The sequence below is a fragment of the Brevundimonas sp. genome (assembly GCF_035626975.1).
Lineage (GTDB): Bacteria > Pseudomonadota > Alphaproteobacteria > Caulobacterales > Caulobacteraceae > Brevundimonas.
Genome location: NZ_DASPMQ010000044.1, coordinates 166,916 through 185,596 on the forward strand (window position 1 = coordinate 166,916; position 18,681 = coordinate 185,596).

Genomic DNA, 18,681 nt, shown 5'->3' on the forward strand with positions numbered 1-18,681 from the left:
TCCTGAACACGCGGCGAATGAACGCGATTCGATTCGAGGCTGCCCGCCGGCCGACCGTCTCAGATCAGGGCGGCGACCCCCGGTCCCTGGCTCCAGTCCTTGAAGCTGACCTCCAGCGGCGGCTCCAGATCGCCGCGCGCCAGCTCGACCATCAGCGGGCCGATGGCCGACGGATGCACGACCGTTTCCGGGTCCTCGCCCGGATAGGCCTGGGCCCGTAACTGGGTGCGCATCCGGCCCGGGTCGACGATCGAGGCGCGAACCGGCGTCGACTCGATCTCGTCGGCCCAGCATTTGACCAGGGCCTCCGCCCCCGCCTTGGTCGCCGCATAGGCGCCCCAGAAGGCCTTTGGCGCATGCGCGACGCTGGTCGTCACATAGATGGCGCGGCCGGCGTCGGACGCCCTCAGCAGCGGCTCCAGCGAGCGGATCAGACGGTAGACGGCGGTGAAATTGGTCTTCTCCACCTTGGCGAAGCCGCGCGGGTCGGCGTGGCTGACAGGCGTCAGGCCCTCGGCCCCCATGGTCGCCGCCGCCTGCACCCAGATGTCCAGCCGCCCGAAACGCTCGTGGATCGCCCCGCCCAGCCGGTCGATCGCGCCGCCGTCGACCAGGTCGAACGGGATCAGGGTCGCGTGGCGGCCCGTGGCCGCGAAGATCGCGTCGTCCAGCTCCTCCAGACCGCCCTGGGTGCGGGCGGTGGCGATGACGTGCGCCCCGGCCTTCGCCAGAGCCAGCGCGGTCTCGTAGCCGATGCCGCGCGAGGCGCCGACGACGAGGGCGATGCGGTCTTTCAGGGGAAGCTCTGACATGGCGGCCTGATAGCGCGCCGTCCCGTCCGCCGAAAGCGAAACCGCCTCAGAAGCCCGGCGCGGGCTGCCACAGGCTGAAGCTGACGCCCTGGTCGTCGCTGACCACGGCGGTCAGCCCCGACCGCGTTTCCGACGGCACCGCCGCCTTGCCGCCGAGCGCCGTCACTCGGGCGCACAGGGCCGCCACGTCATCGACGCGGAAATACAGGTGCGGGAAATCCCTGGCCCTCTCCACCTTGGTGAAGCCGAACGGCGGATCGCTGTCGGCCACATGGGCGTAGGTCGGGTGCGACTGCGTCTCGTCGAAGGTCCAGCCGAACGCCTCGCCGTAGAAGGCGCGGGCCTTGTCGATATCCGGGGTGTCGATCGTGAAGTAGCCGAGCTGGATCATGACTTCCTGCGCTGCGAGGATCCGGGCCGGATGCCGGGCATCCGCCCGATTTCGCAGATGTTAAGCGCTGACCAGCAGGGAAAGTTGCCGCGCCGCCACCTCGCGGCCGCCTTCCTCGATCTCGCGATCGAGCAGCCGGGTCGGGTATTCGCCGGTGAAATAGTGGTCCGTGAACTGCGGATTGCGCGGATCGCGGGGACCGGCCTCCATGGCGTCGTACAGGCCGTCCACCGACAGGAAGCCGAGCGAGTCGACCTCGAGATGCGCCCGCATCTCCTCCAGCGTCTTGTTGGCGGCGATCAGCTGGTCCCGCTCGGGCATGTCGATGCCGTAGAAGTCCGGCCACAGGATCGGCGGCGACGCCGAGCGCAGATGCACCTCGGTCGCGCCCGCGGCCCGCACGGCGCGGACCAGCTTGACCGAGGTGGTGCCGCGCACGATCGAGTCGTCGATCAGCACCACGCGCTTGCCCGCGATCACCGAGCGGTTGGGGCTGTGCTTCATGCGCACGCCTTTCTGCCGGGCGCCCTGGCTGGGCTGGATGAAGGTGCGGCCCAGATAGTGGCTGCGGATGATGCCCATTTCGTAGGGAATGCCGCTCTCCTGGGCGTAGCCCAGCGCCGCCGGCACGCCGGAGTCCGGCACCGGCACGACCACGTCGGCCTCGACCGCATGTTCGCGCGCCAGGCGGCGGCCCATGCGCTTGCGCACGTCATAGACCGACTTGCCGTTCACGATGCTGTCGGGACGCGAGAAATAGACGTATTCGAACAGGCAGGGCCGGGCCCCGCGGGTCGGGAAGGGCTTCAGCGACTGCAGGCCCTCGTGATCGATCACGATCACTTCGCCATGCTCGACATCGCGCACGAACTCGGCCCCGATGGTGTCCAGGGCGCAGGTCTCGGAGGCCAGCACCCAGGCGTCGCCGAGGCGGCCCAGCACCAGCGGACGGATGCCCAGCGGGTCGCGCGCGCCGATCATCTTGGACCGGGTCTGGCAGACCAGGGCGTAGCCGCCCTCGATCCGGCCGATGGCGTCGATGAAGCGGTCGACGATCTTGGCCTTCCGGCTGCGCGCGATCAGGTGAAGGATGACCTCCGAATCCGAGGTCGACTGGAAGATCGCCCCTTCGCCGACGAGCTGGTTCCGCAGATAGAGGAAGTTGGTCAGGTTGCCGTTGTGGGCGATGGCGATGCCGCCGCTGTCGAGGTCCGCGAACATCGGCTGGATGTTGCGCAGGAACGACCCGCCCGAGGTCGAATAGCGCGTGTGGCCGATGGCGGCCGAGCCCGGCATGCGCTCTGACAGGTCCGCCCCGCCGAAGGCCTCGCCGACCAGCCCCATGTGCCGTTCGGTGTGGAAGCGCGCCTCATGCACGCTGGCGATGCCGCAGGCTTCCTGGCCGCGATGCTGCAGGGCGTGAAGGCCGAGAGCGACAACCGACGAGGCGGCGTTCGGCTCCGCGCCCCAGACGCCGCAGACGCCGCATTCGAGGCGCAGCTGATCGTCATCGGCGTCACGCCAATGCTCGCGGTGAACGACGGGTTCGGCGATGGAGTGGGGCATCGTCGGGGCTCCGATGACCGGGTTACGCGACTAGGGGGCGGCGCGCGGGGAGGTAGGCCTGGATTGCGTCGGGGGCAAGGCTTGATCGTCCTTAAAGCCTCTGCTCACGGACGAACTGACCACCGGCGACAGGGCGTCGGCCCCCCGTCCAATCCCCGGCAGGACGATCTGGATGGCGCGGGCCGCCCCGGCGGTGACGGGCCGCAGCGCCGCCTCTGTCAGCCAGCGCGGCGTTTTTTCGCCGGGCAGGGCGGCCACGATGACCAGATGGACGGCGCCCAGCAGCACCAGCGCCCGTCCGGCCCCGACGAAGACGCCGACGAACCGGTCCAGCCCGCCGAACCGGGGGTGGGCCTGCGCCCGCTTCGACAGGGCCGAGCCGAAGATGCGCACCCCGAAATAGATCAGCAGGAACGACGCGACGGCGGCCGCGATCGTCCCCGCCCAGTCGGGATCGACCAGTCCCCGCCCGATCGGCGCCGTCACCGGCAGCGCCACCAGCGCCAGGAAGGCCGCCAGCATGAAACTGAACAGGGTGATGATCTCGCGCGTGCCGCCGCGCACCCAGCCGGCGGCGGCCGAGGCCAGGATGACCAGTATGGCGATGACGTCGAAGCCGGTCATGGGCGCTCGGGAAGAGGAAACGATCCGATCTCAGTAGCGGTTTTGCGAGATTCGTTCGACCGCTTCGGTCAGCCGGTTCACCGACGTCACCTTCACCCCCTTGTCCTTGACGGTCAGCGGCGGGGACAGGGCCTGGTCGAAGCCCAGTTTTTGCGCCTCGCGCAGCCGCGCCTCGGCCCGCCCGACGGCGCGGATCTCGCCCGACAGGCTGATCTCGCCGAACACCACGCAGCCCTGCGGCAGGGGCATGTCCGTCGCCGAGCTGACCAGCGCCGCCGCCGCCGCCAGATCGGCGGCCGGCTCGTTGATGCGCAGCCCCCCGGCCACGTTCAGATAGACGTCCTGATCGCCGAACCCGAAGCCGCAGCGCGCTTCCAGCACAGCCAGCACCATGGCCAGCCGCCCGGTGTCCCATCCGACCACGGCCCGGCGCGGCGTGCCGTAGGCCGATTTCGACACCAGCGCCTGCACCTCGACCAGCACGGGCCGCGACCCTTCGATGCCGGCGAACACCGCCGCGCCCGGCGCCCGGTCCTTGCCCTCGCCGAGGAACAGGGCCGAGGGATTGGCGACCTCGCGCAGGCCCGCGTCGCCCATCTCGAACACGCCGATCTCGTCGGTGGCCCCGAAGCGGTTCTTGCCGGCCCGCAGGATGCGGAACGGATAGCCGCGCTCGCCCTCGAAGCTCAGCACCGCGTCGACCATGTGCTCGACCACGCGCGGCCCGGCCACCTGGCCGTCCTTGGTCACGTGCCCGACCAGCACCACCGCGACGCCTTGCGACTTGGCCAGCCGCACCATCTCGCCGGCGCAGGCCCGCACCTGGGTGACCGAGCCCGGCCCCGCCTCATGCGCGTCGGACCACAAGGTCTGGATCGAATCGACAATGACGATGTCGAATTTCTCGCGCTTCAGCGTGCCGAGGATCTCGCGCAGGGCGGTGGCCGAGGCCAGCTCGACCGGCGCCTTGTCCAGCCCCATCCGCTTCGCCCGGGCCCGGATCTGCTCGACCGCCTCCTCGCCGGAGATATAGGCCACGCGCCGCCCCGACATCGCCGCCCGCCCGGCCACGTCCAGCAGCAGCGTCGACTTGCCGACCCCCGGATCGCCGCTCAGCAGGATGGCCGATCCCGGCACCACGCCGCCGCCGCAGACCCTGTCGAACTCGGTCACGCCGGTGACGATGCGCGGCGGCTCGGGCGTGTCGGACTGCAGGGTCTCGAACTGGACGCCCCGCGTGCGGCTGCTGGAGGCCGGCTTCAGCGCGCCGGGCGGGGCCGAGCGGCTCTCCTCGACGATCGAATTCCACTGGCCGCACGCGCCGCACTGGCCGGACCATTTGCCGTGCACCGCCCCGCAGGACTGACAAACATGGATTGCGCCGTCTCTCGCCATGCGACGGGCTTACAGGAGTCGGGGCGGGCGGGGCAGGGGGGCGCCGAGGTGATACGACCGAAAATGACGTAGCCACTATCCGCTTACAATCGACCCGAGATTCGCGTAACAATGTTCTCGTTCGGCCCGGGGGCATGTGATGGACGCTTACGGCAATCTCACCAGCGTCCCGGAGTTTTCGAACGGTCGGCGGCTCCGGCTGATCTCCTACATGGATCCGGACATCGCCTTCGGCCTGCACGCCTCTCGCCCGCACGGCGGCGGGGCCCCATTCATCGGAGAGATCGAGGCCTTGTCGCTGGAGTATTTTATCGGCGTCCAGCGCCTGTCATCCGGCGGTCCCGATTCGAGCGTCCTCCGCGCCGAGGCGTCCGGAGACGACACCTTCACCCTCGCCTGGGACGCCGACCCCGGCTGCCTGCTCTCGTGGGGCGGCGGCTCCTTCCTGCTGTCGAACGACAAATCCCCGCTTGAGGATATGGGCCAAAGCCCCGCGTCGCGGTTCACCGTCGACTTCGTCGATGGTTGCTGGTTCGCGCTCAACAACCCGGACCGGAACCGCGTGGTCGATGTCAGCCGCTTCGGTACGGCCGAGCGGACGCCGATCATCCCCTTCGCCTGGAACGGCGGCGACAATCAGAAGTGGCGGGCCGAGACGGTCAGCTAGGTTTCGGACGCCATTCGGCGCCGATCAATCGGGACACCCACGATGGACCCCTACGGAAACCTCACCACCTCGGCCGAACTCGCCGGCGGACGACGCATCCGGCTGATTTCCTATCTCGACCCCGATGTCGCCCTGGGCTGTTTCGATTCCTCGGACGGCGCGGGCTGGCCGCGTCTCGGTGTCCACCGGCTGTCGTCCGGCGATCCAGACCGCACGGTCTTCCAGACGGGCCGGCAGCCCCATTTCAGCGAAGGCGACTTCTATATGATCTGGACGGACGAGGCGGGCTGCGTCGTGTCGATGGAGGGCGACTCGGACGGCTGCCTGACCTGTATTCCGATCACCGGCGGCGGCGACGGCGACCCCCCGGACTATCCGGGCTTTACTGCGGACTTCGTCAATGGATGCTGGTTCGCGCTCAACGATTCTCTCGGGATTCAGGTCGTTGACATCAGCGAGTCCGGGACCGGTGAACAGAACCCGGTGATCGCCTTCAAGTGGAACGGCGGACCGAACCAGATCTGGCGCGCGCAGGACGTCGATTTCACGCCGCCCGCCGTCTTCGATGATGAGGCGATGCAACAGACGCAGTCGGCGGCCGGGCCGGGCCGGGTTTCCCAGACCGCCGCCGACTAGCCCGCGTAGACCCGCCGAACGCGCCCGGTGACCGAGGTCAGCAGTTCGTAGGCGATCGTCCCCGCCGCCGCCGCCGCGTCGTCGATCATCCGGTTCGGACCGAACAGTTCGACCCGGTCGCCGACGGCCACGTCCAGACCCGTGACGTCCACGGCGCACACGTCCATCGACACCCGCCCGACGATGGGCCGCAACTCGCCCGCGACCGAGACCAGCCCCCGGGGGCTGTAGCTGCGCAGCACGCCGTCAGCGTAACCGGTGGCGCAGGTGGCGATCCGCGTCGCCGTCCCGGCCATGAAGCCGCGGGAATAGCCGACCGTCTCGCCGACCGGCACGTCGCGCACCTGCAGCACCTCGGCGGTCAGGGCGGCCACCGGCCTGATGCGGTCGTCCGGCCGGCCCTCGGGGCCGCTGCCGTACAGGCAGACGCCGGGGCGGGTGGCGTCGAAGGCGTAGTCGGGGCCGAGGAAAACGCCGCCGGAATTGGCGAACGAGCGCACCGTTCCCGGATACCGCGCCGCGGCCGCCGCGAAGGCGTCCCGCTGGCGCGCGTTCATCGGCTCGGCGGGGTCGTCGGCGCAGGCGAGATGGCTCAGCACCAGGTCCAGCCCCGGGAACGGCTCCGGCGCCGCCTCCGGGCGGAAGCCCAGCCGGTTCATGCCGGTGTCGATCTGCATGCCGCACGCGCCGCCGCCGGCCGCTCGCCATTCGGCCAGCTGGGCCCCGGTGTTCAGCACCGGGCGAAGATCGGCGTCGCGCAGGCGAACGGCTCTGCCCGCCAGACACCCGTCCAGCACATAGATCGCGGGCACAGGTCCCAGCGCGGCCCGCAAATGCTCGCCCTCGCTGGTGCGCGCCACGAAAAAGGTCCGCGCGCCCTCGACCATCAAACGCGCGGCGCAGGCGGCGGCCCCCAGGCCGTAGCTGTCGGCCTTGACCACCGGATGCACGGGCACGCCGCCGATCGCTTCAAGCGTGCGGTAGTTGGCGGCGAGCGCCTGCAGGTCGACGGTCAGCAAGGCGGGAGCGGGCATGCCCCATCTAGGACCACGCCGTTGTGCGATGCAACACGAACGTCAGGCCTGGAAGGTTTGACCGGCTGCCCGCCGGGTGTTCTGATGTCGGCGTTATCTGGCGGAGGGGCGACGATGCGACACCTGGGACGGCTTCTTGACCTCGCGGTCCCGCTGATCGTCGGGCTCGCCGTCTCCAGCGCGGCCTTCGCCCAGGACGAAGCCGGCGGCAACGCCAGGGGCGGGGATGAGATCTCCAACACCCACCACGTTGGCGATCATCAGGGGCCGATCGGCCCGTATCTGAGCGCCGCCGAGCTCCGCAACTGGCCGCAGGGCAGCCGGCGCGCGGTCCCCGAGCGGCTGGTGCGGGAACGGACGGGCGAAATCCTCGCCGAGACCGGCACGCCCTGCGAGATCGTCGCCGCGTACAATCCGGGAGAGACCCGCCAGCGCAAGGAGATCTACGAGGTCGCCTGCCGCGAGGGGCCCGGTTATCTGGTGATCGCGGCCGAAACGCCCGCCGTGCTCAACTGCCTGCACCTGGCCGCCACCGAGGAGGCCCAGCGGGCCGACGACGCCTCCCGGCCGGTGACCTCCCTGTGTCTGCTGGACGGAAACAAGGACGCGGCGGCCGCCTTGCGTCCGCTGGCGGCGCGGGTCGATCCGGACTGCGTGGTCGATCAGGCCGCCTGGATCGGCCGCGTCGGCGAGGACCAGGACCGCTACGAGATCGGCTGTGACGGCCGCGACGGGCTGTGGCTGCAGACCCGCGTCAACCAGACCGCGGTGACGGAGTCGTTCTCCTGTCTCGATCTCGCGGCCATGGGCGAGGCGTGCAAATTCACCACGGAAGCCGAACAGGCCGCGACGGCGGCTTCATGGCTGCCGGCCGACGGGCCCCGCTGCGCCGCCGATCGGGCCCGGGTCGTCGGCGTGGCCGGCGGAGCCCGCTATTACGAGCTCAGCTGCGGCGCCGAGCCGGGGCTGATGCTGAGGCTGACGGCGGAAGGCCGGTTCGATCAGGCCTGGCCGTGCGCTCAGGCCGCCGGCATCGCCGGCGGCTGCAAACTGGCGCGCGCGGAGTCCTGACGCCCCTGGAGCCGTTCGAACGCCTCGCCGTTCCCGTCGAACAGATGAGCCTGCCCGCCGGACACGCGCAGCTTCACCGTCTCGCCGACGGCCGGACGAACATCGCCGGGCAGCAGCACCGTCAGGGCCGCCTCGCCCGCCGTCAGATAGGCGTAGGTGGCGTGACCCAGGGTCTCCACGAACGCGACCGTGGCGGCGATGACGTCGCCCCGGCCGGTCAGGCCCAGGTGTTCCGGCCGCACGCCCAGGGTCACCGCATCCCCGGGCGAGGCGCGTGACGCGTCGACATCGACCTTCACGCTCTCTCCGGCCGCGGTGCGCACCGTCGCCCCCCGCGCCGTCGCCGCGACGATTTCCGCCGGCAGCAGGTTCATCTTCGGACTGCCGATGAATTCCGCCACGAACAGGTTGCGAGGCCGCTCGTAAAGCGCCATCGGCTGGCCGACCTGTTCGATCACGCCGCCGTTCAGCACCACGATCCGGTCGGCCAGGGTCATCGCCTCGACCTGGTCGTGGGTGACGTAGACCATGGTCGTCTTCAGCCGCTCGTGCAGGCTGGCGAATTCGTAGCGCATGCGCACGCGCAGGGCGGCGTCGAGGTTGGACAGCGGCTCGTCGAACAGGAAGACCTGCGGCTCGCGCACGATGGCCCGGCCGATCGCGACGCGTTGCCGCTGTCCGCCCGACAGGGCTTTCGGCTTGCGGTCGAGATAGTCGGTGATGTTCAGCGTCCCGGCCGCGCTGCGCACGCGCCGGTCGACCTCGGCCTTGTCCAGTTTCGCAAGTTTCAGCCCGAACGCCATGTTTTCATAGACGTTCATGTGCGGATAAAGGGCGTAGGACTGGAACACCATGGCGATGCCGCGCTCCGACGGAGACAGGTCGTTGACCGCCCGTCCGCCGATGGCGATCTCGCCGGCGTCGGCCTCTTCCAGGCCGGCGATGGTCCGCAGCAGGGTGGACTTGCCGCAGCCCGACGGCCCCACGAAGACCACGAACTCGCCGTCCGCGATCTCCAGATCGATCCCCTTCAGGACCTCGGTGGCGCCGAAGCGTTTGGTCACCCCGGTCAGCCGGACGTCCGCCATGTTTCCTGCCCGCCGCTGTTTCTTGCGTCCGGCCCGCCGCGCTTCACGCTGCCCGAGGCCATCTCTTGCCGCCACCGTAAACGGTTACAGGAGGTCTGCAATCCTCTCCCGAACCGCGGGGCCGCCGGGTCGCTACCGGCGCCGTCGCGCGGGCGTCCCTGTCCGACCCGGCGCGATCGCGCCCTTCAGAAGGCGCTGGAAGGTCGGGCATTCCATGTGACTGGGGGCGGGACAGGCCGCGGCGTGGCGGAGGCCGTCACGCAGGGCGCCGAGGCGTTTGATCGTCCGGTCCAGCTCGTCCGCCTTCGCCGAGAGCTGCGCCCGGTCAAGGCGCGGCCGGCCGTCCTCGCCGAACATGCCGCCGATCTCGTCGAGGGAGAAGCCGGCGGTCTGGGCCAGGGCGATCAGCGACAGGCGTTCGAGCACGCCCGGGTCGAACAGCCGCTTGAGCCCGCGTCGGCCGACCGGGGCGATCAGCCCCTTCTCCTCGTAAAAGCGCAGTTTCGACGCCGCCATGCCGGAGCTTCGCGCCACCTCGGCGATATCCGGAAGTTTCACGCTTGACCTCAATCTGGCTTGAAGTTGTAGCCTCGACGTCATCGGCAGGAAAATCAAGGAGGATCGGGGATGCAGAGCGGACCGGAGGCCAACGAGGCGCAGGCCAGACTGTGGAACGCCCGCGCCGGCGAGGCCTGGGTCGAGCAGCAGGAGATGCTGGACCGCCTGTTCGGCTCCCTCGAGCGGCCACTGGTCGGCGCCGTGGCGCATCTGGGCGCGGGCGAGGTGCTGGATGTCGGTTGTGGCGCCGGGGCCACGACCCTCGCGACGGCCTGGCATCTCGGGAGGCACGGCCGATGCACCGGCGTCGACATCTCCGTCCCCCTGGTCGAGGCCGCCCGGGGGCGCGCCGAAGCGGCGGGCCTCGGGAACTGCCGCTTCATCGCCGCCGATGCGCAGCAGTACGCCTTCGAACCCGGGACGTTCGACGCGGTGATCTCGCGCTTCGGCATCATGTTCTTCGACGATCCGGTCGCCGCCTTCGCCAATCTCCGCCGGGCGGCGCGTCCGGACGCCGGACTGGCCGTCATCGCGTGGCGCGGGGCCGGGGAGAATCCCTTCATGACCGCCGCGGAGCGGGCGGCGGCGCCGTTGCTGCCGGAGCTGCCCGCGCGCGACCCCGGCGCTCCCGGACAGTTCGCCTTCGCCGACGCGGAACGGGTTCGGGGAATCCTGACTGCGGCCGGATGGCGGGACGTCGACATCCAGCCGCTCGACGCGGTCTGCACGCTGTCGAGCGAGGACCTCGACGTCTACGCCGCCAGAATGGGTCCGGTCGGCGCGCTGCTGCCCGACCTCGACGAGGACCGGAGAAACAGGATCGTCGCCGTCGTCAGACAGGCCTTCGAAGCCTGGGTGACGGCGGGCGCGGCCCATATCACGGCCGCCTGCTGGCTGATCCGCGCCCGCAACCCCGGCTGACAGCCTGTCGCCGGGTCATCAGGCCGTCGGCTCAGCGAGGGCCCTTGGCCTTGTAGGGTTTCGCCGGCGGCTTGCCGCGCGCGTCCTTCGGGGCCCACGGACGGTCGCCGCCCTTGGGCTTGCCCTTCCACGGCTTGTCGCCCGCGGCGGCCGGGGCGGCCTCGGCGTCGGAGCGCGGAACCCACGGCGTCTTGCCCTCGGTCGCCGGCTTCTTGACCCACGGCTTCTTGCCGGCCGGGGTCGGATCGCCGGCGGTGCGCTTGACCCAGGGCTTCTTGCCCTCGGCGGCGGCCGGGGCGGGCTCGTCGCGCTTCACCCACGGCTTCTTCTCGCCGACGGGCCGGTCCTCGCGGGGCTTCCACGCCGGCTTGTCGCCGTCCTCGCGCTTGACCCACGGCTTCTTGCCTTCAGCGGCCGGGGCCGACTCGTCGCGTTTGACCCAGGGCTTCTTCGCGCCCTCGGGCCGGTCCTCGCGCGGTTTCCAGGCCGGCTTGTCGCCGCCATCCTCGCGCTTGACCCACGGCTTCCGCTCCGGACGGTCGCCGCCGGCGCCGGGCGTCTTGTCCCAGCGGCCGACCGGCTTGTCCTTCGGCCCCGGCGCGACGGCCGGTTCGATCTTCACGCCGTCTTCCAGTCCCTGGGCGATGGCGGCCTCGAACTTCGCCTTCATCTCCTGGGTGATCTCGAACTTGGTCTCGCGGTCGAAGATCTTGATCGCGCCGATGTCGCGCTTGGTCACGTGGCCCAGCCGGCAGATGGTCGGCATCAGCCATTTCGGATCGGCGTTCTTGTCGCGCCCGATATTGATGCGGAACCAGGCCATGTCGCCGCCCCGCGCGAAGTCGGTGTACGGCACGTCCGGCTGGCCCTTGTCGTTCACGCCGGCCTGCTGCTGACGCTTCATCCGGTCGTCGTCATAGACGTCCTCCGGCGCGGGCAGCTTCTGCTGGTACAAGCGGATCAGCGCCGCCGCGATCTGCTCCGGCGAGCTCTTCTCGAGCAGCTGCCGGCCCAGGGCCAGCATGTCCTCGTCCTCGACCGGCGCGGTCAGGACGGGGTCGGCCAGCATGCGCTTGCGGTCGTTCTCGAGGATCATCTCGGCGGACGGAGGGCCCGACCATTCGGCCTTGATCGAGGCCGATTGCAGCATCAGTTCGACCTTGCGGCGGCGCGTATAGCTGACCAGCAGGACGGAGACGCCCTTCTTGCCGGCCCGGCCGGTGCGGCCCGAACGGTGCAGCAGGCCGGCCTTGTTGACCGGGATCTCGGCGTGGATGACCAGGCCCAGGTCGGGCAGGTCCAGCCCGCGGGCGGCCACGTCGGTGGCCACGCAGACGCGGGCGTGTCCGTCACGAAGGGCCTGCAGCGCCTCGGACCGCTGGCTTTGGGTCAGTTCGCCCGACAGGCCGACGACGGAGAAGCCGCGCTCGCGCAGGCTCGAGGTCAGGTGCTTCACCCGCTCGCGCGTATTGGCGAACACCAGCGCGCCCGGGGCCTCGAAATAGCGCAGCACGTTGACGACCGCGAGCTCGACCTCGTTCGGCGCGACGCGGATGGCCTTGTATTCGATGTCGCCGTGCGGGGCGTTCGAGGCCGTGGTGTCGATGCGGATGGCGTCGCGCTGGTAGGTCTTGGCCAGTTGCACGATGTCGCGCGCCAGCGTCGCCGAGAACAGCAGCGTCCGGCGCTCGGCCGGGGCGGCGTCGAGGATGAAGGTCAGGTCTTCCTGGAAGCCCATGTCCAGCATCTCGTCGGCTTCATCCAGCACGACGGCCTGCAGCGTCGACAGGTCCAGTGAGCCGCGCTCGACGTGGTCGCGCAGGCGGCCGGGGGTGCCGACCACGATGTGGCAGCCGCGCTCCAGCGCCCGGCGCTCGACCTTGGGGTCCATGCCGCCAACGCACGAGACGATGCGCGCCCCGGTCTGGGCGTAGAGCCACTGCAGTTCGTTCGACACCTGCAGCGCCAGCTCGCGGGTCGGGGCGATGACCAGGGCCACCGGCGCGCCGAACTCGGCGAACTTCTCGGCCTCGCCCAGCAGGGTGGGCGCCAGCGCCAGACCGAACGCGACGGTCTTGCCGGAGCCGGTCTGGGCCGAGACCAGCAGGTCGCGCCCCTGTTCGGCGTCCAGCACGGCGGCCTGGACCGGCGTGGGCTCGGCATAGCCGCGTTCGGAAAGCGCGCGGTCGAGCGCGGGATGACTGGCGGGGAAGGGCATGGAGTGGTCCGTAAGGCGCCGGGGCGACGCGCGCCAGCCCAGGCGGGGCGGCGAAGGGGCGGTCGTATGCGCGCCGATCAAGGCGGAAGCGCGACGATCCCGCGATTCCTGACGGTGACGCCGGCCGGCGGTGACAAGCGACCCCCGTTCGGTAAAGATGAGGCGGTTGGGGGAATTTCCATGTTCAGAACATTGCTCGCCGCCACCACGGCTCTCGGCGTGCTGACCCACCCCGCCGCTGCGTTTCCCGTGACTCCCCCGGAACGCCCGGCGCCGGGAAGCGCTCCCGCCCAGGACGGGGCGCGGGCGATTCGGCCCGGCCAGACCGTGCAGGGCGAACTGCGGCGCGGCGACGACACCCTCAAGACCGGCGAATACACCGACGCCTGGACCTTCCCCGTCCGCGCCGGAGAAACCTACGAGATCGCCCTCTCGTCCCCGGCCTTCGACCCGTATCTGATGGTGCGGGGGCCGGGCGGGCTGAGCGAGGACAACGACGACGATCCGGCGGCGCGCGGATCGCACGACAGCCGCATCCGCTTCACCGCGCCCGCCGCGGGCGAGGTCGAGATCGGGGCCACCAGCTACGAGCCCGGCGAGACCGGCGCCTACCGGTTGACGCTCTCCGCGTCCGGCGCGGGGCCGGCGCGATCCGACCCGGCCGACGCCTCGGGCGCGATCGCCGTCGGCCGCACCGTCGGCGGCAGCCTCGCCAGCGGGGACGAGCAACTCGGGACCGGCGAGTTCATCGACACCTGGACCCTGCGCGGCCGACGCGGCCAGCAGCTCGACATCCGGCTGACCTCGACCGACTTCGATCCGTATCTGATGGTCCGGGGCCCCGGCGATTTCTCGAGCGACAATGACGACGACGCCGGCGCGGAGGGGTCGCACGACAGCCGCCTGCTGGTCACCCTGCCCGCCGACGGCGAATACCAGGTCTCCGCCACCAGCTACGAACCCAAGGAGAGCGGCGCCTACCGGCTCGCGGTGCTCGACGGGGCCGGCCAGTCGGCTCCCCGCCCGCCGTCCGAGGCGCCGTCGGCGCGGTCAGCCGTCGGCGGTCAGGTGGCCATCGGCGAGGCCGTCTCCGGCGCCCTGGCCGGAGGCGATGAAATCCTGGACAGCGGCGAATACGTCGACACCTACCGGTTCCGCGGCCGCCGCGGCCAGCGGGTCACTGTCGATCTGACGTCCTCGGCCTTCGACGCCTACACCATGGTGACCACGCCCTCCGGCGAGCAGTTCGACAACGACGACGGCGAGGATGGCACCGACAGCCGTCAGGCGCTGGTTCTGCCCGAGGACGGCGACTACGAGGTTCGGGTCACCTCCTTCCGCCCGGGCGAGACGGGGTCCTACCGCTTCAGCGTGGACTCCGGCCGCGAGCCGCCCCGCCAGGCCGCCGTGGCCGGCGGCGCGCGGGTGTTCGCCCTGATGGTCGGTGTCTCCGACTACGGGCCCGACGTCAACGACCTGCCCTTCACCGACGAGGACGCCCGCAAACTGGCCGAGGTCCTGCAGCGCGACGGCTCGCTGAACGAGGCCAGCGTGGTCCTGACCAACGCCGAGGCGACGGTCGGGGGAGTCCGCGCCGCCTTCGCGCGCATCGCCGCCCAGGCGGGCCCGGACGACATGTTCCTGTTCTTCTTCTCCGGCCATGGCGGTCAGGAGCCGACGCCGGTGACCGCGCTCGAGCCCGACGGCAAGGCCGAAACCCTGGTGCTGGCCGACGGAGAAATCGCCGATGCCGAACTGGCGCGGCTGTTCGCCACGCTCGACACCCGGCTGGCCCTGCTGGTGGTGGACGCCTGCTTCTCCGGCGGCTTCGCCCGCAACGTCGTCGACCGCCCGGGCGTCATGGGCGTGTTCAGCTCCGAGGAGGACCTGACCAGCGCCGTGGCCGACAAGTTCCAGGCCGGCGGCTATCTGTCCCACTTCGTGCGCGCCGGCATGTCGGGCGAGGCCGACGGCGACGGCGACCGACTGGTCACGGCCGGCGAACTGGCCACCTACCTGCGCCGCCAGTTCCGCGTCGAGGTCGAGGACGTCCAGGCCGAGACTCAGGACGGGCAGCGCAACTACCAGAACCTCGTCATCGACCGCGGCGGCGTCCAGGTCGACGACGTCATCGTGCGGCTGCCGCCGACGGTGATCGCGGCGGCCGGGCGCTGAGGGAAGGGGAAATGGTGGATGCGACAGGGATTGAACCTGTGACCCCCTCGGTGTGAATCGCCTCAACGGCCTTTTCAGGGTGTTTCACTACATTTCAAAGTCGATGCAGCTATTTGAAATCGTTACCTTGTCATTTTTTCTGCATTTCACCGTTATTCAGCGAGTACTGTAAAAATGCCCCACTACCGCCCCACAAATCGCTAGGCTGCGGCCGAATTGCAGGCTTTCCCCAGCCGGGAGTGGGCCCATGGCCGCGTCCGTACAGCTTAACACCGACCGTCAGATTTCGGCCCTCAGGCCGGCGGCGGCTCCTTACGAAATGAGGATCGGCGGGAGCCGGGGACTTAGCCTCCGCGTCTATCCTTCATCGTCCAAACAATTCGAGCTTCGCTACCTCACCGCGAGCGGGAAGCGCAGACGTCTGGTGCTGGGTCTCTATCCGGATCTCTCGCTCGCCGAAGCCCGGGCGAAGGCCGCAACGACGCGCGTCGCGGTGCATGAGGGGCTGGACCCGGCCGGCGAGAAAGCCGCGGCGCGCGAACGGGCCCGCGAGCAGGCCAACACCGGCGATACGCTCGACCAACTCGCCGAATCCTACTGGAGCGCCGCGGAGGTCGGATTGCACGGCGGACGGCGCAAACCGAAGCGCGCGGTGACCCTCCAGAACGAGCGCAGCGTCTGGAAGAACCATATCCAGCGTCCGCTGGGCGGCCGTGACTTCACCGAAATCCGGCGCGCCGATGTGAAGGCGTTCATGCGGACCCTGATCACCGAGAAGGGTTTGTCCGCGGCGAGTGTGGCGTCGATCGGCGGCGTGCTGCACGCCGTCCTCGGGTTCGGCGTTCTTGAGGAAAGGCTGGAATCGAACGTCGCCGCCGGTCTGGCCCGGCCGCTCGCCCTGACGTCCCGGGAGCGGATGTTCGACGACGCCGCGCTCGGCGTGCTCTGGCGGGCGGCGGTGGAGGCCAGCACGCCGAGGGCGCCGGGCGAGAAAACCGCCGGTGTCCACGCCCGCCTCGAGCCGGTCATGGGGCTGGCGATCCAGCTCCTGATGCTGACCCTGACCCGCCGCAACGAGGTCGCCGGCGCCCTCAAGACGGAGTTCGATCTCGCCGCCGGGGTCTGGATCATTCCCTCGACGCGAGCCAAGGCGAAGCACCAGCATGTCGTGCCATTGGGTCCGGATTGCCTGACCGTTCTGGAGGAGGCCTTCGCGCTCGACCCGACGAGCCCGTTTGCGTTTCCGTCAGGCCGGGCGCCCGACCAACATCTGGATCCCCACGCGATCACACGGGCCTTCGCCCGGACGTGCGCCCGCCGAAAGATCGCGGTCGGCTCGCCCCATGACGTACGGCGTTCGGGGGCGACCACGCTGACCGGCCGCTACGGCGTCACCCGCTTCATCGTCGGTCTGATCCTGGGGCATACGCCTAGCGAAGGCGCCGCCGTCACCGGTGTGTACGATCGCCATACCTATCTGCCGGAAAAACGGTCGGCCCTGGCGGCGTGGGCCGGACATCTGACGGGATCAGCGACGCCCTTGGCCGAAGACGCGGGCAGATCCCTCGGTATGTCGGCAGCGGGAGCTGTGTCGGAAGTCGAGGAGGCCAAGGCTCGGGCCCTTCATCTGGTTGCGGCGGGCGACCTGCAGCAGGCCGTTTTTTCAATATGCATGGACATGGCTCGCCGGCCTGAGATCGCGCCGTCGCACATGGACATCCTGGCCAAAGCGGGCCTCGATCTGGCGCGGAGCGGATTGAAGGTCGAAGTCGAACGCTGGATCAGCGGGTTTCGGTGACAAACGCTCTGCCAAGGGTGGAACATGAGTAGGGAAGTAGACCTGATCAACCTCCTCCCCTTGCTCGGTGAGAAGAGTGTTACGCTCGACGTCCAGCCGGGAAAGATGAGGAAGGAGCGCAGAGATGTCGTCGACGTGCATGGTCGCCAAGGTGATATTTCGAAACATCTTATTTTCCCGTATTGTGTCCTACGGGAGTGCGCAGCGGCTGCTGAAATCTCTCAGTCGCGGACTGGCGATAAAGCCACTGTACCACGGAATCCGCCGTTCGATACGAGATTTCGACATATCGAGATTAGAGCGCGGGCTAGATTTTGAAGAATTGCATCATAAGGATGTGACGTTCGGCCATCTTCGCCAAGGCCTCCCAACTGGCGGCATCGGCTTCGTGATGCTCCTTCTCCAGAAGTGTTATCGCGGCAGCGGCTCTCTCGTGGGCTGCTGCTGATCTTGTTCTATATTCCGCAACATCCATCATGATCTCGGGATCATATGCCAAATTGTGAACCAAGGCTTGAACTAACTCGGCAACCTTGTCTAGATTTGAGGTAGGGGCCGGCGATGGTGTGCGTCGGGCTTGCGACGGCCAGCCGGACCACCAAGAGGCGACCTGCCGGATATCTGCAACGGGTCGGGACCGGACGGTCGCCTGAGGGTGGAAAGCGGACATGGAGCTCGTCAGTTGGCGCCCCATTCGCTGGCGAGCAGCGCGTACCCGACGGAGTCCACCCAACGCTCTGCGCGATAGTCGTAGAAGGCGGATGCATAGTGGGCTTCCAGTCGGAACCCCAGCCGCGTCAGCAACGCGCGCGAGGCCGAATTATCCGCCACCGTAACAGCCACCACCCGATGGAGACCTCGCCGGGAGAACATGTCAGCCAGGAGAGATTTCAGCGCTTCACTCGCATACCCCGCTCCCCAAAAACGAGGATGAAGACTGTATCCAATCTCGGCCTGATGTTGTTCCGGTTGGCCGACGCAGATTCCGACATCGCCGATGACCAGTCCGCTATGCAATTCCAGAACGAAGCCATGCCAGCCGGGGTCCCCGTCAGACGCCGCCTCCATCTCCCGATAAAGGGTGCGAAGTTCGTCGAGCGAGCGATGCGCGCGACCGTGTCCGACGAGCTCATGGATAGCATGGAGCGCCTCCGCGTCGGAGGCGCCAAGCGGTCGAATGCGCAGACGTGAGGTTTCCATCAGAGCAGTCTGACGGCGCGCGCGAACGCCCGCAATGCGGGCCGCCGTTTGCCTTGGGCGGCCGTACTATTCTGCCTGGCCACACACCACCGCATATGAACCAGCGGGTAGGGGCGTCCCTCGCCATCGGTTGGCGAACGCCCGGTGGGAACGAAGCCGAGACGTCGATAGAAGCCGACGGCCTGCCCGTTCTGTTCGTTCACGTCGGTCGTAAGCGCGCCGTGCATGGCGATTGCGTCCTGCACGAGCGCGCGTCCGACGCCGGCCCCTCGATGCTCCGGATCGATGAATAGCGCGTCCATGTGGTCGCCGGTGAGCCCCATGAAGCCGATGGCCCGGTCCCCCGTCGTCGATGGCGAGCCAGAGGGCCGCCCCGGGAAGAAATTCTCTGACCTCGTAGTCGATGGCGAGGCGATCCTCCCTGGTCAGGAAGTCGTGAGTGGCGTCGACGGCGTTGCGCCATATGTCGACGACGCGGGGCCCGTCATAAGGCCTGGACTGGCGGAGTTTGACCATGGCGCACGAAT

At 69.2% G+C, this 18,681-nt stretch carries 19 protein-coding genes; 7 read left to right on the forward strand and 12 right to left on the reverse strand.

What is annotated here, in order from left to right; genetic code table 11:
* Positions 1-59 precede the first annotated feature (59 nt).
* Genes VEB62_RS12420 through radA form a run of 5 tightly spaced genes read right to left on the reverse strand, consistent with a single transcriptional unit; the run spans position 60 to position 4,788 of the window.
* Entirely contained in the window at positions 60-812 is a 753-nt protein-coding gene (locus VEB62_RS12420; RefSeq protein ID WP_324800049.1) for an SDR family NAD(P)-dependent oxidoreductase, read from the reverse strand.
* Between the two features lie 46 nt (positions 813-858).
* Positions 859-1,203, reverse strand: coding sequence for a VOC family protein (locus VEB62_RS12425; RefSeq protein WP_324800051.1), 345 nt, complete (start codon positions 1,201-1,203; stop codon positions 859-861).
* Between the two features lie 60 nt (positions 1,204-1,263).
* Positions 1,264-2,769, reverse strand: a complete 1,506-nt coding sequence (gene purF / locus VEB62_RS12430; protein WP_324800054.1) for an amidophosphoribosyltransferase — start codon at positions 2,767-2,769, stop codon at positions 1,264-1,266.
* 30 nt (positions 2,770-2,799) lie between these two features.
* Positions 2,800-3,393 (reverse strand): CvpA family protein, encoded by a 594-nt coding sequence (locus tag VEB62_RS12435; RefSeq protein ID WP_324800057.1) that lies wholly within the window; start codon positions 3,391-3,393, stop codon positions 2,800-2,802.
* A gap of 30 nt (positions 3,394-3,423) precedes the next feature.
* Complete coding sequence (gene radA, locus VEB62_RS12440) at positions 3,424-4,788, reverse strand: DNA repair protein RadA (protein WP_324800060.1); 1,365 nt, start codon at positions 4,786-4,788, stop codon at positions 3,424-3,426.
* A gap of 139 nt (positions 4,789-4,927) precedes the next feature.
* Here radA and VEB62_RS12445 point away from each other — a divergent pair, with 139 nt between their 5' ends.
* Positions 4,928-5,455 carry an RICIN domain-containing protein gene (locus VEB62_RS12445; protein ID WP_324800063.1) on the forward strand — a complete coding sequence of 176 codons (528 nt, stop codon included), beginning with the start codon at positions 4,928-4,930 and terminating at the stop codon, positions 5,453-5,455.
* A 42-nt stretch (positions 5,456-5,497) separates the two neighbouring features.
* Positions 5,498-6,091, forward strand: coding sequence for a ricin-type beta-trefoil lectin domain protein (locus VEB62_RS12450; protein ID WP_324800066.1), 594 nt, complete (start codon positions 5,498-5,500; stop codon positions 6,089-6,091).
* Here VEB62_RS12450 and alr read toward each other — a convergent pair.
* Positions 6,088-7,125, reverse strand: coding sequence for an alanine racemase (gene alr / locus VEB62_RS12455; protein WP_324800069.1), 1,038 nt, complete (start codon positions 7,123-7,125; stop codon positions 6,088-6,090). The two genes, VEB62_RS12450 and alr, sit on opposite strands and share 4 nt — an antisense overlap.
* Positions 7,126-7,239: 114 nt before the next feature.
* Here alr and VEB62_RS12460 point away from each other — a divergent pair, with 114 nt between their 5' ends.
* On the forward strand, positions 7,240-8,196 hold the full coding sequence (locus VEB62_RS12460) for a hypothetical protein (RefSeq protein ID WP_324800072.1): 957 nt from the start codon (positions 7,240-7,242) through the stop codon (positions 8,194-8,196).
* Here the strand turns inward: VEB62_RS12460 and VEB62_RS12465 are convergent.
* Together VEB62_RS12465 and VEB62_RS12470 are read right to left on the reverse strand one after the other, a co-directional pair.
* Positions 8,145-9,284 (reverse strand): ABC transporter ATP-binding protein, encoded by a 1,140-nt coding sequence (locus VEB62_RS12465; protein WP_324800075.1) that lies wholly within the window; start codon positions 9,282-9,284, stop codon positions 8,145-8,147. The two genes, VEB62_RS12460 and VEB62_RS12465, sit on opposite strands and share 52 nt — an antisense overlap.
* A 132-nt stretch (positions 9,285-9,416) precedes the next feature.
* Positions 9,417-9,842 carry a helix-turn-helix domain-containing protein gene (locus tag VEB62_RS12470; RefSeq protein WP_324800078.1) on the reverse strand — a complete coding sequence of 142 codons (426 nt, stop codon included), beginning with the start codon at positions 9,840-9,842 and terminating at the stop codon, positions 9,417-9,419.
* 69 nt (positions 9,843-9,911) lie between these two features.
* Between VEB62_RS12470 and VEB62_RS12475 the strand changes: the two genes are divergently transcribed.
* Entirely contained in the window at positions 9,912-10,763 is an 852-nt protein-coding gene (locus VEB62_RS12475) for a class I SAM-dependent methyltransferase (RefSeq protein ID WP_324800081.1), read from the forward strand.
* A 31-nt stretch (positions 10,764-10,794) separates the two neighbouring features.
* Here the strand turns inward: VEB62_RS12475 and VEB62_RS12480 are convergent, their stop codons facing one another.
* The gene (locus tag VEB62_RS12480; RefSeq protein WP_324800084.1) at positions 10,795-12,981 is read right to left on the reverse strand and encodes a DEAD/DEAH box helicase; all 2,187 of its coding nucleotides are present in this window, start codon (positions 12,979-12,981) and stop codon (positions 10,795-10,797) included.
* A 180-nt stretch (positions 12,982-13,161) separates the two neighbouring features.
* Here VEB62_RS12480 and VEB62_RS12485 point away from each other — a divergent pair, with 180 nt between their 5' ends.
* Positions 13,162-15,156: a pre-peptidase C-terminal domain-containing protein gene (locus VEB62_RS12485; RefSeq protein ID WP_324800087.1), complete on the forward strand. Its 1,995-nt coding sequence runs from the start codon at positions 13,162-13,164 to the stop codon at positions 15,154-15,156.
* Positions 15,157-15,403: 247 nt separating this feature from the next.
* Positions 15,404-16,954 (forward strand): tyrosine-type recombinase/integrase, encoded by a 1,551-nt coding sequence (locus VEB62_RS12490; protein WP_324800090.1) that lies wholly within the window; start codon positions 15,404-15,406, stop codon positions 16,952-16,954.
* Positions 16,955-17,261: 307 nt separating this feature from the next.
* Here VEB62_RS12490 and VEB62_RS12495 read toward each other — a convergent pair whose 3' ends face one another.
* Genes VEB62_RS12495 through VEB62_RS12505 form a run of 3 tightly spaced genes read right to left on the reverse strand, consistent with a single transcriptional unit; the run spans position 17,262 to position 18,570 of the window.
* Complete coding sequence (locus tag VEB62_RS12495; RefSeq protein ID WP_324800093.1) at positions 17,262-17,624, reverse strand: hypothetical protein; 363 nt, start codon at positions 17,622-17,624, stop codon at positions 17,262-17,264.
* A gap of 8 nt (positions 17,625-17,632) precedes the next feature.
* Positions 17,633-18,154: a GNAT family N-acetyltransferase gene (locus tag VEB62_RS12500; protein ID WP_324800096.1), complete on the reverse strand. Its 522-nt coding sequence runs from the start codon at positions 18,152-18,154 to the stop codon at positions 17,633-17,635.
* On the reverse strand, positions 18,154-18,570 hold the full coding sequence (locus tag VEB62_RS12505) for an acetyltransferase (protein WP_324800110.1): 417 nt from the start codon (positions 18,568-18,570) through the stop codon (positions 18,154-18,156). Before VEB62_RS12505 ends, VEB62_RS12500 begins: the two co-directional genes overlap by 1 nt.
* Between VEB62_RS12505 and VEB62_RS12510 the strand changes: the two genes are divergently transcribed.
* Positions 18,476-18,681, forward strand: a 206-nt coding sequence (locus VEB62_RS12510) for a hypothetical protein (protein ID WP_324800099.1), incomplete at its 3' end; no start/stop codon positions are given. The two genes, VEB62_RS12505 and VEB62_RS12510, sit on opposite strands and share 95 nt — an antisense overlap.

Excerpts from the sequence above, each read along its gene's own strand:
- VEB62_RS12420 (WP_324800049.1), bottom strand. The coding sequence starts at position 812 with ATGTCAGAGCTTCCCCTGAAAGACCGCATCGCCCTCGTCGTCGGCGCC.
- VEB62_RS12425 (WP_324800051.1), bottom strand. The coding sequence starts at position 1,203 with ATGATCCAGCTCGGCTACTTCACGATCGACACCCCGGATATCGACAAG.
- purF (WP_324800054.1), bottom strand. The coding sequence starts at position 2,769 with ATGCCCCACTCCATCGCCGAACCCGTCGTTCACCGCGAGCATTGGCGT.
- VEB62_RS12435 (WP_324800057.1), bottom strand. The coding sequence starts at position 3,393 with ATGACCGGCTTCGACGTCATCGCCATACTGGTCATCCTGGCCTCGGCC.
- radA (WP_324800060.1), bottom strand. The coding sequence starts at position 4,788 with ATGGCGAGAGACGGCGCAATCCATGTTTGTCAGTCCTGCGGGGCGGTG.
- VEB62_RS12445 (WP_324800063.1), top strand. The coding sequence starts at position 4,928 with ATGGACGCTTACGGCAATCTCACCAGCGTCCCGGAGTTTTCGAACGGT.
- VEB62_RS12450 (WP_324800066.1), top strand. The coding sequence starts at position 5,498 with ATGGACCCCTACGGAAACCTCACCACCTCGGCCGAACTCGCCGGCGGA.
- alr (WP_324800069.1), bottom strand. The coding sequence starts at position 7,125 with ATGCCCGCTCCCGCCTTGCTGACCGTCGACCTGCAGGCGCTCGCCGCC.
- VEB62_RS12460 (WP_324800072.1), top strand. The coding sequence starts at position 7,240 with ATGCGACACCTGGGACGGCTTCTTGACCTCGCGGTCCCGCTGATCGTC.
- VEB62_RS12465 (WP_324800075.1), bottom strand. The coding sequence starts at position 9,284 with ATGGCGGACGTCCGGCTGACCGGGGTGACCAAACGCTTCGGCGCCACC.
- VEB62_RS12475 (WP_324800081.1), top strand. The coding sequence starts at position 9,912 with ATGCAGAGCGGACCGGAGGCCAACGAGGCGCAGGCCAGACTGTGGAAC.
- VEB62_RS12480 (WP_324800084.1), bottom strand. The coding sequence starts at position 12,981 with ATGCCCTTCCCCGCCAGTCATCCCGCGCTCGACCGCGCGCTTTCCGAA.
- VEB62_RS12485 (WP_324800087.1), top strand. The coding sequence starts at position 13,162 with ATGTTCAGAACATTGCTCGCCGCCACCACGGCTCTCGGCGTGCTGACC.
- VEB62_RS12490 (WP_324800090.1), top strand. The coding sequence starts at position 15,404 with ATGGCCGCGTCCGTACAGCTTAACACCGACCGTCAGATTTCGGCCCTC.
- VEB62_RS12495 (WP_324800093.1), bottom strand. The coding sequence starts at position 17,624 with ATGTCCGCTTTCCACCCTCAGGCGACCGTCCGGTCCCGACCCGTTGCA.
- VEB62_RS12500 (WP_324800096.1), bottom strand. The coding sequence starts at position 18,154 with ATGGAAACCTCACGTCTGCGCATTCGACCGCTTGGCGCCTCCGACGCG.